12 protein-coding genes are annotated in these 14,156 nt (G+C 73.2%); 8 read left to right on the plus strand and 4 right to left on the minus strand.

All coding sequences use genetic code 11. The annotated features are described in order from the left end of the window. Positions 1-127: 127 nt before the first annotated feature. Positions 128-1,840, minus strand: a complete 1,713-nt coding sequence (locus ACGF5U_RS17230) for an acyl-CoA synthetase (protein ID WP_392818589.1) — start codon at positions 1,838-1,840, stop codon at positions 128-130. Positions 1,841-2,012: 172 nt separating this feature from the next. Between ACGF5U_RS17230 and ACGF5U_RS17235 the strand changes: the two genes are divergently transcribed. The 8 genes from ACGF5U_RS17235 to ACGF5U_RS17270 all read left to right on the plus strand — a co-directional run bounded on the left by ACGF5U_RS17235 (position 2,013) and on the right by ACGF5U_RS17270 (position 8,328). After that, positions 2,013-2,822, plus strand: a complete 810-nt coding sequence (locus ACGF5U_RS17235; protein WP_392818591.1) for a crotonase/enoyl-CoA hydratase family protein — start codon at positions 2,013-2,015, stop codon at positions 2,820-2,822. Positions 2,823-3,041: 219 nt separating this feature from the next. Beyond that, positions 3,042-4,004, plus strand: coding sequence for a Zn-ribbon domain-containing OB-fold protein (locus tag ACGF5U_RS17240; protein ID WP_392818817.1), 963 nt, complete (start codon positions 3,042-3,044; stop codon positions 4,002-4,004). Next, complete coding sequence (locus ACGF5U_RS17245) at positions 4,001-5,056, plus strand: thiolase domain-containing protein (protein WP_392818593.1); 1,056 nt, start codon at positions 4,001-4,003, stop codon at positions 5,054-5,056. Before ACGF5U_RS17240 ends, ACGF5U_RS17245 begins: the two co-directional genes overlap by 4 nt. Then, complete coding sequence (locus ACGF5U_RS17250; protein ID WP_392818595.1) at positions 5,053-6,228, plus strand: thiolase domain-containing protein; 1,176 nt, start codon at positions 5,053-5,055, stop codon at positions 6,226-6,228. Before ACGF5U_RS17245 ends, ACGF5U_RS17250 begins: the two co-directional genes overlap by 4 nt. 114 nt (positions 6,229-6,342) lie before the next feature. Further along, positions 6,343-6,585, plus strand: coding sequence for a DUF397 domain-containing protein (locus ACGF5U_RS17255; protein WP_392818597.1), 243 nt, complete (start codon positions 6,343-6,345; stop codon positions 6,583-6,585). A 157-nt stretch (positions 6,586-6,742) separates the two neighbouring features. Further along, positions 6,743-7,144: an ACT domain-containing protein gene (locus ACGF5U_RS17260; protein ID WP_392818599.1), complete on the plus strand. Its 402-nt coding sequence runs from the start codon at positions 6,743-6,745 to the stop codon at positions 7,142-7,144. 271 nt (positions 7,145-7,415) lie between these two features. After that, positions 7,416-7,916, plus strand: coding sequence for a hypothetical protein (locus ACGF5U_RS17265; protein WP_392818600.1), 501 nt, complete (start codon positions 7,416-7,418; stop codon positions 7,914-7,916). A gap of 19 nt (positions 7,917-7,935) precedes the next feature. Beyond that, positions 7,936-8,328 carry an RNA-binding S4 domain-containing protein gene (locus tag ACGF5U_RS17270; RefSeq protein ID WP_392818602.1) on the plus strand — a complete coding sequence of 131 codons (393 nt, stop codon included), beginning with the start codon at positions 7,936-7,938 and terminating at the stop codon, positions 8,326-8,328. Between the two features lie 8 nt (positions 8,329-8,336). Here ACGF5U_RS17270 and ACGF5U_RS17275 read toward each other — a convergent pair whose 3' ends face one another. From ACGF5U_RS17275 to ACGF5U_RS17285, 3 genes are all read right to left on the minus strand, one after another. Then, the gene (locus ACGF5U_RS17275) at positions 8,337-10,556 is read right to left on the minus strand and encodes a germacradienol/geosmin synthase (RefSeq protein ID WP_392818603.1); all 2,220 of its coding nucleotides are present in this window, start codon (positions 10,554-10,556) and stop codon (positions 8,337-8,339) included. A gap of 234 nt (positions 10,557-10,790) precedes the next feature. Further along, complete coding sequence (locus tag ACGF5U_RS17280; protein WP_392818605.1) at positions 10,791-12,569, minus strand: PP2C family protein-serine/threonine phosphatase; 1,779 nt, start codon at positions 12,567-12,569, stop codon at positions 10,791-10,793. 305 nt (positions 12,570-12,874) lie between these two features. Further along, a complete protein-coding gene (locus ACGF5U_RS17285; protein WP_392818606.1) occupies positions 12,875-13,990 on the minus strand; it encodes an aminoglycoside phosphotransferase family protein in 1,116 nt (371 codons plus the stop codon). Positions 13,991-14,156: the final 166 nt, after the last annotated feature.

Below are 14,156 nucleotides of genomic sequence, written 5' to 3' on the forward strand. Positions count from 1 at the left end.
GCGCCCCACGCCCCCCACCGGCACCCCTACCACCGGCACCCCCGCCGCTGGCCCGAAAACCGGAAGCCCCCGGCCGCCGTCCTGGCAGGATGCCCGTCACGTGCGGATCCCGCCCGCCGTCGGGTTCTCAGGCGTGCGGGGGCTCCGGTTCGCCGAGGGGGGCGGGGTCGTCCTGGGGTCGGGGTGCGTCGGGGAGGCGGGCGGCGGCTGTGGCGGTGGCGCGGGCCCAGCGGTAGTCCGCCTTGCCGCTCGGGGAGCGCTGGACGCGGTCCGTGACGACCAGCTGGCGGGGGATCTTGTAGCCCGCGAGCCGGCCGCGGCAGTGGTCCTGGATGTCGCCGAGTGACGGCCGTGCCGCGCCCGCGCGCAGTTCCACGACGGCCGCCACATGGTTGCCCCACCGTGCGTCGGGCACGCCCGCGACCAGGGCGTCGTACACGTCCGGGTGGGACTTCAGCGCCTGCTCGACCTCCTCCGGGTACACCTTCTCGCCGCCCGTGTTGATGCACTGCGACCCCCGGCCGAGCACCGTGACGACCCCGTCGGCGTCGACCGTCGCCATGTCGCCGAGCAGTACCCACCGCTCGCCGTCCCGGCGGAAGAAGGTCTCGGCGGTCTTGACGGGGTCGTTGTAGTAGCCGAGCGGGACATGGCCGCGCTGGGCGATGCGTCCCGGCTCGCCCACCGGGACCGGGTCGTGTGTGACCGGGTCGACCACCCGCGTGCGGGCGTTGACGCGCAGCCGGAAGCCGTTGCGGGCACCCGCGTCGTCGGTCGCCGTACCGTTGAAACCGGACTCGGACGACCCGAAGTTGTTCAGCAGCGTCACATGCGGTGCCAGCGCCGTGAACTGCTCGCGCACCGTCTCCGACATGATCGCCCCGGACGAGGAGACGCTGAACAGCGACGACAGGTCGGTGCCGCGCAGCGGCCCGTTCAGCGCGTCGATGAGGGGGCGCAGCATCGCGTCGCCGACCAGGGAGACGCTGGTGACCTTCTCCCGTTCGATGGTGCGCAGCACCTCGTGCGGAGCGAACTTGCGGTGCAGCACGACCCGCTGACCGAAGTGGAACCCGATGAACGCCGTCAGCGTCGAGGTGCCGTGCATCAGCGGGGGAGTGGGGAAGAAGGTGATCCCGTCACCGCCCGCCGCGACCCGCTCCGCGAGCTCCTCGGGCCGCAGGACCGGCTCCCCGGTGGGCGCTCCGCCGCCGAGCCCGGCGAAGAACAGGTCTTCCTGACGCCACATCACCCCTTTGGGCATCCCGGTCGTGCCGCCGGTGTAGATGATGAACAGGTCGTCCGCCGACCGCGCCCCGAAGTCACGTTCCGGAGACCCCGCGGCCTCCGCCTCGGCGAACGCCGCGCACTCCGGGTACGGAGCGGCTGGAGCGTCCGGAGTGGCCGGGGCGGCCGGAGCGGCGGGCCCCACCCGGACCAGATGCCGCAGTGTCTCCGCCTTCGGGGCGGCCGCCGCGACCCGGCCGGTGAACTCCGCGTCGAAGACGAGCGCCGCCAGGTCGGCGTCCCGGTAGAGGTAGGCCAACTCCTCCTCGACGTACCGGTAGTTGACGTTCACCGGCACCATCCGCGCCTTCAGGCAGCCGAGCACCGTCTGGAGGTACTCGACACCGTTGTACAGCTGGAGCCCCACGTGCTCACCGTGCCGGACGCCCGCGTCGAGCAGGTGGTGGGCGATCCGGTTGGCGGCCGCGTCGAGCTCCGCGTACGTCAGCCGGCGCTCCGCCCCGGTGCCGGGGTGGTCGAGGTGGACGAGCGCCTCGCGGTCCGGGACGGCGTCCACGACCGACTCGAACAGATCGGCAAGGTTGTACTCCACCGTCGCTCCTCCTCCGCACCCCGGGCCCGACCGACTCGGCCGTCATTAGAGCGCCGGCGGGCGCAGGGGGGAAGGGCCGCCGCCAAAGAATCTGACTGACTGTCAGAAAACTATTGAACTGCGCCCCCGCCTCCTGCAACCTGTTCTAGGTCCTCACGACGGGAGGCCGGACATGGACCCGAGCGACGGTACGCGGCACCTCACCGTGCGGCGCCACGGCGCCACACTGATCCTCACCCTGAACAGGCCCGAGGCGAGGAACGCCCTCTCGCTGCCGATGCTCGTCGGCCTGTACGACGGCTGGCTCGCGGCCGACGCCGACGACGACATCCGCTCCATCGTGCTCACCGGAGCCGGCGGCTGCTTCTGCGCGGGCATGGACCTCAAGGCCCTCGCCGGCGACAGGATGGCCGGCCAGGAGTACCGGCACCGCCTCGACGCCGACCCCGACCTGCACTGGAAGGCGATGCTGCGCCACCACCGCCCCCGCAAACCCGTCATCGCCGCCGTCGAGGGCCCGTGCGTCGCGGGCGGCACCGAGATCCTCCAGGGCACCGACATCCGGGTCGCCGCGGCCTCCGCCACCTTCGGTCTCTTCGAGGTCAGGCGCGGCCTGTTCCCCATCGGCGGCTCCACCGTGCGCCTCCCGCGCCAGATCCCCCGTACCCACGCCCTGGAGATGCTGCTGACCGGTCGCGCCTACACCGCCGACGAGGCCGCCCGGATCGGCCTCGTCGGACGTGTCGTCCCCGACGGCACCGCCCTGGACGAGGCGCTGGCCGTCGCCGAGCGGATCAACGCCTGTGGCCCGCTCGCCGTCGAGGCCGTCAAGGCGTCGGTGTACGAGACGGCCGACATGACGGAGGCCGACGGACTCGCCGCCGAACTCGCGTGTGGCCGCCCCGTGTTCGACACGGCCGACGCCAAGGAGGGCGCCCGCGCCTTCGCCGAGAAGCGGCCACCGGTCTACCGGCGCGCCTGACCCGCAGGAGGAGCCACCGTGCCCGAACCCACGCGCCCCGAGGCGGCACCCCCGCCCGCCGCCTCGTCCACGCCCGGGGCGGCACCCCCGTCCGCCGTCTCGTCCACGCCCGGGGCGGCACCCCCGTCCGCCGTCTCGTCCACGCCCGGGGCGGCACCCCCGCCCGCCGCCTCCTCCACGCGCCCCGAGGCGGCACCACCTCCGCCCGCCGAACCTCCGGTGCCCGGAGCCCTCCGGGCACCGCTCACCGTCGAGTTCCCCTTCACCCGCTCGCTCGGCCCCGTCCAGTCCGCGTTCCTCACCGGCCTGCGCGCCGGGACCGTCCTCGGCGTGCGGACCGGCGACGGCCGGATCCTCGTCCCGCCCGTCGAGTACGACCCGGTGACCGCCGATGAGATCGGCGACCTGGTCGAGGTCGCCGCCACCGGCACCGTCACCACCTGGGCCTGGAACCCATCGCCGCGCCGGGGCCAGCCGCTGCCGCACCCGTTCGCCTGGGCCCTGGTACGGCTCGACGGCGCCGACACCGCACTCCTGCACGCACTCGACGCGCCCGGTCCCGACGCCGTACGCACCGGGATGCGCGTCCGGATCCGCTGGGCCGAGCAGCGCACCGGCGCCATCACCGACATCGCCTGTTTCGAACCGTACGACCACGCCGACGAGGCGGTACCCGAACCCCGCCCGCACAGCGGCGAGTTCGCCGCCGACCCCGTCACCGGCGTCGTCACGCCCGCCCGGCTCGACTACACCTACACACCCGGTCGCGCCCAGTCCCGCTGGCTGCACGCGCTCGCCGGCCGCCGCGCCGTCGGTGAACGCTGCCCCCGCTGCCGCAAGGTGTACGTCCCGCCCCGCGGCGCCTGCCCCACCTGCGGGATCGCCACCGAGGAACAGGTCGAGGCGGGACCGCGCGGCACCGTCACCACCTACTGCGTCGTCAACATCAAGGCCAGGAACGCGGCCAGCGACGCCATCGACGTCCCGTACGTCTACGCGCACATCGCGCTCGACGGCGCCGACCTCGCCCTGCACGGCCGTATCGGCGGCATCCCGTACGACCAGGTGCGCATGGGGCTGCGGGTCGAACCCGTCTGGACCGAAGGCGGCCGGTACCCCGACCACTACCGGCCCACCGGCGAACCCGACGCCGCCTACGACACCTACAAGGAGCTGCTGTGACGCGACCCGCCCGGGACGTCGCGATCGTCGCCTTCGCGCAGACCCGACACCGGCGCCGCACCGACGACCTGTCCGAGGTCGAGATGCTGATGCCCGTCCTGCACGAGGTGCTCGGCACGACCGGTCTCACCACCGCCGACATCGGCTTCACCTGCTCCGGGTCCAGCGACTATCTCGCGGGCCGGGCCTTCTCCTTCACGATGGCCCTCGACGGCGTCGGCGCCTGGCCGCCCATCTCCGAGTCGCACGTCGAGATGGACGGCGCCTGGGCGCTGTACGAGGCCTGGGTGAGGATCCTGACGGGTGAGGCCGACACCGCGCTCGTCTACGCCTACGGCACGTCCTCGTCCGGCTCCGTACGGGACGTCCTCAGCCGGCAGCTCGACCCGTACTACCTCGCCCCGCTCTGGCCCGACGCCGTCGCCCTCGCCGCGCTCCAGGCCCGGGCGCTGATCGACGCGGGCCGTACGGACGAGGCCGCGCTCGCCGGGATCGCCGCCCGGAGCCGCACCGCCGCCGATGACAACCCGTACGCCCAGGTGCGCGGCGCGCGCCCCCAGGGCGACCAGGTCGTCGGACCGCTGCGCACCGGCGACTGCCCGCCCGTCGGCGACGGCGCCGCCGCCGTGATCCTCGCCGCCGGTGACCCGGCCCGCGACCTGTGCGACCGGCCCGCCTGGATCCGGGGTATGGACCACCGCGTCGAACCGCACTCCATCGGCGTCCGCGACCTGACCGACTCCCCGTCCACGCGTCTCGCCGCCGAACGCGCGGGAGCCTTCGAACGCCCCGTCGACACCGCCGAACTGCACGCGCCCTTCACCTCCCAGGAGGTCGTCCTGCGCGGCGCGCTCCGGCTCGACGACACCGTGACCGTCAACCCCTCCGGGGGCGCGCTCGCCGCCAACCCGGTCATGGCGACGGGCCTGATCCGGCTCGGCGAGGCGGCCGCCCGCATCCACCGGCGCGCGTCCGACCGTGCGCTGGCCCACGCCACATCGGGTCCGTGCCTGCAACAGAACCTGGTGGCCGTCCTGGAGGGGGAGTCATGAGCGCCCGCGGCAGGGAACCCGTCGCCGTCGTCGGGATCGGACAGACCGAGCACGTCGCCGCGCGCCGCGACGTCTCCCTCGCCGGACTCGTCCGCGAGGCCGCGACCCGTGCCCTGGACGACGCCGAACTGACCTGGGCCGACATCGACGCGGTCGTCATCGGCAAGGCCCCCGACTTCTTCGAGGGCGTGATGATGCCCGAGCTCTACCTCGCCGACGCCCTCGGCGCGGTGGGCAAGCCGCTGCTCCGCGTGCACACCGCGGGCTCGGTCGGCGGCTCGACCGCGCTGGTCGCCGCCGGCCTGGTCGCGGCCCGCGTGCACGGCACCGTCCTCACCCTCGCCTTCGAGAAGCAGTCCGAGTCCAACGCCATGTGGGCCCTGTCGCTGCCCGTCCCCTTCCAGCAGCCGCTGCTGGCCGGGGCCGGCGGCTTCTTCGCCCCGCACGTGCGGGCCTACATGCGCCGCACGGGCGCCCCCGACACGACCGGCTCCCTCGTCGCGTACAAGGACCGGCGCAACGCCCTGAAGAACCCGTACGCCCACCTCCATGAACACGACATCACGCTGGCGAAGGTCCAGGCGTCGCCCATGCTGTGGGATCCGATCCGCTACTCGGAGACCTGCCCCTCATCCGACGGCGCCTGCGCCATGGTCCTCACCGACCGGACCGGCGCCGCGCGGTCGCCCCGCCCGCCCGCGTGGCTGCACGGCGGCGCGATGCGCAGCGAACCGACCATGTTCGCGGGCAAGGACTTCGTCTCGCCGCGCGCCGGCCGCGACTGCGCCGCCGACGTCTACCGGCAGGCGGGCATCACCGACCCGCGCCGCGAGATCGACGCCGCCGAGATCTACGTGCCGTTCTCCTGGTACGAGCCGATGTGGCTGGAGAACCTCGGGTTCGCCGCCGAGGGCGAGGGCTGGAAGCTCACCGAGGCCGGTGTCACGGAACTCGACGGCGACCTGCCCGTGAACCCGTCCGGCGGTGTCCTGTCGACCAATCCGATCGGCGCATCCGGCATGATCCGGTTCGCCGAGGCGGCGCTGCAGGTGCGCGGCGCGGCGGGCGGCCACCAGGTCGCGGGTGCGCGCAGGGCGCTGGGGCACGCCTACGGCGGGGGCGCCCAGTTCTTCGCGATGTGGCTGGTCGGCGCGGAGCCGCCCACCACCTGACCCGCCGTCCGGGCCGCCACGGCGAACGCGGTACGCGTCCGGGGGCGGCGCCCTGTCCGCGAACGGCCGCGATGACTACGCTGAGCGCGACGCCGATCCGGGAGGAGCACGCCCATGGCCGACACCGTCACCGCACGGCAGCAGCGCACCGAGTGGCACCAGCCGGAGCTCGACCTCAGCAACGCGGACTGGCGGTCCGGCAGCCATGGCGTGGGCGACGTCCAGATCGCCTTCGTCGAGGGCTTCATCGCCATGCGGAACAGCGCCCGCCCCGGCAGCCCGCCGCTCGTGTTCACCCCGGCCGAGTGGCGCGCCTTCGTGCTCAACGCCAGCGAAGGCGAGTTCGACCTCACCTGATCGGCCGCGCCCGCGCCGCGCCCGTACCGCCTCTCCCGTACCACCGTGCCCACACCGCCTCGCCCGCGCCTCGCCCGTACAGCCCCTCCCGCACCGCCGTGTCCGTGCCGTCGTGCCCGCCCGGCCGTACCCGTGACCACCTCGTACGCTGGTGATCATGAGTGGAGAGCGTGATCTGAAGCGGCTGATCGCCGGTATGCGGCCGGAGCTCGACCGGAACCGCTATGTCTTCTGCACCATCGACGCCGCCGCCGTGCCACCGGGGCTGCGTCCCGTGGTCACGGTGGCCGAGTCCGAGGGCCTCACCCTGGTCGTACGGCAGGAGGAAGCCGACGCGGCGTCCCTGCCGTACGACTATGTGGCGGGCCGGATCACGTTGCGCGTCCACTCCGCGCTGGACGCGGTCGGACTCACCGCGGCCGTCGCGGGCGCGCTCGCCGACGCGGGGCTGAGCTGCAACGTCGTCGCGGGATACCACCACGATCACCTGTTCGTGGAGCACGACCGGGCGCACGACGCCCTCGCCGCGCTCCGGGAGCTCGCCGAACGCTCCGCCTGAGCGGCCGCGCTCCCGGATCAGCCGTTCCGGTCACCGTCCGGCCGGCCGACGCCCCGGCGGGCGCCGCGAGTTGCCGTGGCCGCGCACCCCGCCGGACGCGGGACGGCGCCCCGCGGCGTACCGGCCGACTACCCGCCGACGAACCGCCGACGAACCGCCGACGAACCGCCGACGACCGGCCCGAGTACGGGCTCGCGGACCCGTGCGCGGGGCGCCGACGTGCCCGGGCCCGGTCGCCGTCGACCGGCCTCGGACACGTACCATGGGCGGCATGTCCTTCCTCCGCCGCCGCAGCGCCGCCACACCCGCGGGCCCGGACTTCGACGTCCTGGCCATGGACCCGGGCGACTGGCCCGGAAACCTGGGCGCCGGGCTGCTTCCCGCCCCCGACGGCACGTGCCAGGGCGTCTTCCTCCGCTACGACCTGTTCGGCGGCCGCGGCCCCGCGATGATCATCGGCAACCTGCCGGAGGGCTCCCCGGCGCGCGAGCTCGCCGAGGGCCAGATCCCGTTCGAGGTCGCCCAGCTGCTGGCGGCCCTGGACATGGACGAGCACGTCGAGGTCGTCGAGACCGAGGACGTCCCGGTGATGCAGGGCGACAACCTGCTCATCGTGCGGCGCGTCAAGCTCAGCGAGAGCCGTGTCTCCTGCGTGCAGTTCGACCGCAGCGACAACGTCCTGGTGACCATCGCCAGCTGGGACCGGCCGATCACGGACGATCTGTACGCGCTGCTCAAGCCCCTGCCGGCGGAGCTCTTCCAGCAGGGCTGACCCCGCTACAGTCGGATCCATGGCAACCGACGAGGGGAACACGACCGTACGGGTCGACAGCTGGATCTGGGCGGTACGACTCACCAAGACGCGCTCGCAGGCCGCCTCGGCCTGCCGGGCCGGCCACGTCCGGGTCAACGGGGACCGCGCCAAGCCCGCGCAGCCCGTCAAGCCGGGTGACGAGGTCCGCCTGTTCCATGCCGGGCGGGAGCGGATCGTGGAGGTGAAGCGGACCCTCGCCAAGCGGGTGGGTCCGCCCGTCGCCGCCGAGGCGTACATCGACAACAGCCCGCCCCCGCCGCCCCGCGAGCACGTCGCCGTCGCCGGCGTACGCGACCGGGGCGCCGGCCGCCCCACCAAGCGCGAGCGCCGCGAACTGGACCAGCTACGCGGCGCCCGCCGGGGCCAGTAGGGGCGTTGTCACGAGACGAGCAGCGGTCCAAGGCGGGCCGCCGATGTCCCCATCCCCGTCGGCCCGCCCAACAGCCGCACCGGCCGCGCGGCCTCCGCCCGGTCGCGCAGCAGCACCTCCTCCTGGTACCGCTCGCACTCCCGGTGCCAGCAGAGGATGCCGGCCATCCAGTTCTCCAGCTCCCGTACGTACCCGTCCAGGACCGCACGGGTCTCGTCGTCCAGGCCGAAGTCGTCGTACAGCACCGGGAACTCGTGCTCGGCGACGTGCTGGAACTGCCGCATCCGCGAGTTCATCAGGTCAGCGGTGATCGCCGCCGCCGTCGGGTAGTCCACACCGAAGAAGTTCTGCACCACCAGGACGCAGTTGTGGACCTCGCCCTCGAACTCGATCTCCTTCTGGTACGAGAAGAGGTCGTTCATCAGGCACGCGAAATCCACCGCCGCGTTCTCCAGCGAACGCACCGGGCCGCTCCGGTACACCTCCGGCGGCACCTTGTTGTCGTGCCCGATCCGGCACAGCGCCATCGTCATGTCCGCCCCGAAGGTGGCCCGCCGCATCTCCAGGTAGTCCACGGGGTCCGGGATCCGGTTCTGCGCCTGGTTCGCCAGCTCCCACTCCCAGCTGGCGATCATGACCTCGACGGCGGCCCGGAACGCGGCGCGGTCCGTGTCGTTCATGGGTCCGGCGGTCCGGGGCCACAGGTCCGCGAGGCCGCGTTCCAGGGCGTTCGCCGGCTCCGGCACGGCCGCACCGGTGCTGTCGAGCGGCATGAACAGCTTCAGCCGCTCGTTCTGCGCGCGCGCCCCCGCCAGGTCCCGCGACGCGCCGTACACCGCCGGGTACAGATCGTCCCCGTACGTGCCCCAGCACAGCCAGTGCGACGCCACGTCCAGCTCGTCGGCGCTCGCCTCCGGATGCAGCCCGGCGGCGCACAGCGGGAGGTCGATGCCGGCGAGTTTCCGCTCGTTCCAGACGTGCGACCCCGGCTGCCCCAGCTGCGGCTCCAGCATCCCCATGTCACGGCCCCAGGCGACGCAGCGGGCCCGCGCCCCCTCCAGTTCGGGGTTGTGCGTCACCTGGAACGGCATCTCGATGTGCGGCAGCAGCGAAGGGCCGACACGCTGGAACGGCACATGGCTGAAGCCGCGCCACCGGGCGGTCTCGGCGCGCGGTGTGAGCCGGATCGACGCGGCCGCCATACCGAAGGCCCCGGTGCCGGGGCCGGCGCCGAGTGCGCCCTCGTTCATATAGCGGCTGGACCGCATGTGCCACTCGTGCCCGCCGGACTGCCAGTCCTGCAGGCCCTTCGCGTACGCCAGGACCGCCGCCGTCTCCTGCGGGGTCAGGCCCCTCTCCAGGCAGAGCGGGCCCACCTCGGTCAGCGCCGTGTGCTCGAACTGCTGGAGCCGTGACGTCAGCAGGTCGTTGACGGCATCGGCGGCCTCCTGCGTGGAGCAGTCGAGGAACCGTTCCAGGACGAGCACGCCGTTGCTGTTCTCGCCCTCGTCCTCCACCTCGCGCTGGTACGAGAACAGGTCGTTGCGCAGGTGCACAGCGTCCGAGAACGCGTCGCGCAGCACCCGCAGCGGCCGGGACCCGGCCACCGACTCCGGTACCTCGGCGCCCGCCGCGTACTCCACGAGCCCCGCCGACCAGGGCGCGCCGCCCACCTTGCGGCGCATCTCGATGTACTCGACGGGGTTGGCGATCCGCCCCTCGTTGATGTTCGACAGCTCCCACAGCGACTCGTTGAGCAGGTTCTCGGTGGCCACCGCGAACCGGGCCCGCCACGCCGGCGTCATGGACGGCACCGTCCGGGCCCACAGGTCCGCCAGGCCCGCCTCCACCGGGTTGGTCGGCTCCGGTGTGCCCGCCGCCGGGTCCAGCGGCATGAACGCCGCCAGCCGGTCCAGGTACTCCTTGCCGCCCTGCCGGTCCTGCGTCCGCTTGAAGACCTCCAGGAAGTGGTCGTCGAAGAAGAAGACCCACACGTACCAGTCGGTGACCAGGGACAGCGCCTCCGCGTCGCAGTCCGGGTGGGTGTACGCGCACAGCAGGGCGTAGTCGTGGGAGTCGAGGTCGTGCTGCTCCCAGATCCCGGATCCCTCCAGCATCCCCATCCGCCGCGCCCACTCCCTGGTGTGCGTGCGTGCGGCTTCCACATGCGGGTTGAGGCGCGCCGGGTACGGCACATAGAAATCCGGCAGTACGAACGGCTGTGCCATGGGTCAACAGACCTTTCGGTGATCGTCCGGTTCGACGCGCCAGCCTTACCCCTCGCCCGGACGGCCCACGCCGCAGACCTATTAGTCATACGAATCCGGGTGCTGTCATCGGTCCGCCCGGCGCGGAAACCCGCACGTCCGAGGGGTTCCCCAGGTCGGCGGGCAGGGCGGAACGGCGCCGCCCATGAATATCGAACGGGCGTCCGGGGAACTACTCGTCGGTGGTGCCGCCGGTCAGGACGCCGCTTTCGGAGCGTGGTCGACCCGTACGGCGAGCAGACAGGCGTCGTCGTCATGGGCGCTGCGCCCGTACTCCTCCGTCAGCCGGTCGACGATCCGCTGCGGAGGCATGTTCCGGCACGCGGTCAGCGCCTCCGTCAGGGAGCCGATGCCCTGCGTGATGTCCTGCCCGCGCCGCTCCACCACACCGTCGGTGTACAGCAGCAGCACGTCCCCCCGTTCCAGCGGGAAGGCCGCCGTCTCGTACGCGTGCCCCGGCAGCGCGCCCAGCAGCGGTCCCCGGTGCTCGGTCGGCAGCGCGAACGCGTGCCCGCCGCGCAGCAGCAGTGGCGCCGGGTGCCCCGCACACGCCCAACGGAAGACGCGGTCGTCACCGATATGCCCCACCGACATCGTCGCCGTCGACGCGGTGGGATCGCTGCACACCAGCTCGTTCAGCCAGGTGGCGATCTCCCCGGCCAGCGCGGCCGTCTGCGCCAGCCCCGCCACCGCGTGACGCTGCTGCGCCATCCGGGCGACCGCGTCCAGCCCATGGCCGCTCGCGTCCCCGATGGCGATCAGCGCCCGCTCGTCCGGCAGCGGCCGGCACTTGTACCAGTCGCCCCCCACGGCGGCGTCCGGCTCGGCCGGCAGATAGGCCGCCGCCACGTTCAGCCCCAGCTCGGCCAGCCCCTCCGAGTACGTGGGAAGCAGCGCCTCGCGCAGCGCCGATGCCACATGCCGCTCCGCCGCCGCCTGCTGGCGCAACTGCTCCGTCTCGACCTGCTTCTCCACCAGCCTGCGACGGCTGCGCATCTGCGGCGTGAGATCACGCGCCACCAGCTGCACCGCCCACGGCCGGCCGTCCGTACCGGCCACCGGCCGGCCCAGCAGGTCGACCGTCCTGACCTCGCCCAGCACCAGGAACCGGATCCGTGTCCAGGCGGGCTCCTCACCGGCCAGAACCGACGCGATGAACTCACCGAAGGGACCGACGTCCATCGGCACCAGCGCGTCGCACAGCTCCAGCAGCGTCCACGGCAGCGCCGGATCCGTGCGGAAGATCCGCTGCAACCCCTCCGACCAGGTGACGTTCCCCGACAACAGGTCCCAGCGCCCCCAGCCCATCGACGCCAGGTGCTGCGCGTCGATCGTCAGCAGCTCCGCCTGGCTGCGCACCGGCCGCCAGGTCGTCAGCACCTGATCCCCGCACGAAGCCGCGTAGTGCACGAGCTGGACGCGTCTGAGCCGGCCGTACCGCTCCTCCGTGTAGTCCACGACCAGGCCGTTCAGGGAGCGGCCCGTCGCCAGGACGTTCCGCAGCGCCGCCAGCAGCCCGCTGGTCGCCGCTCCTGGCCGGGCCGCCGTGAAGAACCGCTGACCCGCCTGCTGGTCGGGGGAGACCAGCCACTCGGCCGAGCGGATGTGGTTGCCGGCCCGGATGACGAAGTCCTCGATGTGGCCCGAGCGGTCCCGTACCGGTTCGAGCAGCGCCGCCGACACCGGGATCGCCGGCAGCGTGGCGCACAGGCACCGCCACGGATCGTGTCCTTCCCCGGCGTCCACGCAGGTGTGCACGGGCCCGTTGCCCTGACCGCACGGGCACTCCGCCATCGGCGCGCGGCCGACGGCCTCCGGCGTGTCGAGCCCCACGTCACCGGCGGCCCGTCCCGGCGACGGCTCGGCGGTTCCGGCGGTCTCCGACCGGCCGCGCACGTCGGTCCGGAGGGTGGTGATCTCCCGTTCGATGAACGCCTTGAGCGACGCGACGTCGCCGGTGTGCGTGAGCGTCATGGACGACGTCCTTCCCTGCGGGCTCCGCGAGAGCCGGCAGGCTCCGCGAGAGGGGACTCCCCCCGCGTTACCTGCCAGGGACGCGATAAACACCCCCGCCGGACGTCACGGTCGCACGCGGCCGCCACGGGACGCCCCGCCGGACACCCCGCTCACCGGGGGGCGGACGGTGGGCGCCGCTGGCGGGGGACGGTGGGCGCCGGTGGGCGCGGAGGGTGGGCGCGGACGGTGGCCGGAAACGACGGTGCGCCGTGCGTCCGGTGTGTCGGCACCGGACGCACGGCGCACGTCCCCGCGTCGTACGGTCAGCGTGTGCCGACCGCCGCGCGCACGGCCCGCCGTGCCAGCGCGCAGTCGTCGTGCAGCCGCCTCAGCAGCAGCCGCTGTTCCTCCCCGGTCGACACGGCACCGGGCTGGACCGGGATCGAGCCGGCGGGCGGAGCGTCCCGTATGGTCCGCTGCACCGCCGTCTCGTACGTCCGTATCTCCCGCGTCAGCACGAGCATCAGATTCACCAGGAAGGCGTCCCGCGACGCGGGTCCGGCGGCCTGCGCCAGTTGGCTGATCTGCCGCCGCGCCACCGGGGCGTCCCCCAGGACCGCCCACAGCGTCGCCAGGTCGTAGCCGGGCAGGTACCAGCCCGCGTGCTCCCAGTCGACCAGCACAGGGCCCGTCGGCGACAGCAGGATGTTGGAGAGCAGCGCGTCACCGTGGCAGAACTGGCCCATGCCGTACCGGCCGCCCGCGAGGGCCAGGCCGTGCAGCAGCTTCTGCAGGTCGTCCCGGTCCCGGTCGGTGAAGAGCCCCAGCTCGTGGTAGCGGGAGATCCGCGACGCGTAGTCCAGCGGCGCGTCGAACGTACCGGCCGGGGGCCGCCAGGCGTTCAGCCGGGTGATCGCACCGAGCACGGCGCGCACATCGGCGCGCGGCGGCGCCTCCACCGGGTGCCGGCTCAGCGCGGCGGCACGGCCCGGCATCCGCTCGATCACCAGGGTGCAGTTGTCCGGGTCGGCGGCCACCAGCCGGGGCACGCGCACCGGCGGACGCTGTCGTACGAAGGTGCGGTAGGCCGCGATCTCGTGGCGGATGCGCTCGGCCCAGGCGGGGGACTGGTCCAGTAAACACTTGGCGACCGCGGTGGCCCGCCCGGTGGTGCCGACCAGCAGGACGGAGCGCCCGCTGCGCCGCATCACCTGCACCGGGTTGAACTCCGGGCAGATCCGGTGCACGGACGCGATGGCTTTGCGCAGCTGCGCGCCCTGCGGCCCGGAGAGGTCGATTCTGCCGCTGAGCGGCCCGGTGACCGTTCCCGCCCAGCGTCGCGTCCGCCCCGCGTGGGCAGGATCCAGATACGGTCCGCTGCCGACCGGGACGGAGCGCGGCCGGGGCGGGGCGGACACGGAGGACGATGCTGTGTACATGGGCGAGACAGATCCCTTCGTGTGCCGACGAATACGTACGCTGCCCCGTCCCGCCACCGGTCGACACCCTGGGGAATGAGGGCCGTTGCCGGGACGGGGTGGCGCGTTCCTACCTGACACCCGCGCGCCCATGGCTAACCATGTTGCGCACCCTGGCGAAGCCTGG

Source organism: Streptomyces sp. NPDC047886 (assembly GCF_043204435.1).
Lineage (GTDB): Bacteria > Actinomycetota > Actinomycetes > Streptomycetales > Streptomycetaceae > Streptomyces.

Excerpts from the sequence above, each read along its gene's own strand:
- ACGF5U_RS17270 (WP_392818602.1), top strand. The coding sequence starts at position 7,936 with ATGGCAACCGACGAGGGGAACACGACCGTACGGGTCGACAGCTGGATC.
- ACGF5U_RS17285 (WP_392818606.1), bottom strand. The coding sequence starts at position 13,990 with ATGTACACAGCATCGTCCTCCGTGTCCGCCCCGCCCCGGCCGCGCTCC.
- ACGF5U_RS17275 (WP_392818603.1), bottom strand. The coding sequence starts at position 10,556 with ATGGCACAGCCGTTCGTACTGCCGGATTTCTATGTGCCGTACCCGGCG.
- ACGF5U_RS17255 (WP_392818597.1), top strand. The coding sequence starts at position 6,343 with ATGGCCGACACCGTCACCGCACGGCAGCAGCGCACCGAGTGGCACCAG.
- ACGF5U_RS17265 (WP_392818600.1), top strand. The coding sequence starts at position 7,416 with ATGTCCTTCCTCCGCCGCCGCAGCGCCGCCACACCCGCGGGCCCGGAC.
- ACGF5U_RS17260 (WP_392818599.1), top strand. The coding sequence starts at position 6,743 with ATGAGTGGAGAGCGTGATCTGAAGCGGCTGATCGCCGGTATGCGGCCG.
- ACGF5U_RS17235 (WP_392818591.1), top strand. The coding sequence starts at position 2,013 with ATGGACCCGAGCGACGGTACGCGGCACCTCACCGTGCGGCGCCACGGC.
- ACGF5U_RS17250 (WP_392818595.1), top strand. The coding sequence starts at position 5,053 with ATGAGCGCCCGCGGCAGGGAACCCGTCGCCGTCGTCGGGATCGGACAG.
- ACGF5U_RS17280 (WP_392818605.1), bottom strand. The coding sequence starts at position 12,569 with ATGACGCTCACGCACACCGGCGACGTCGCGTCGCTCAAGGCGTTCATC.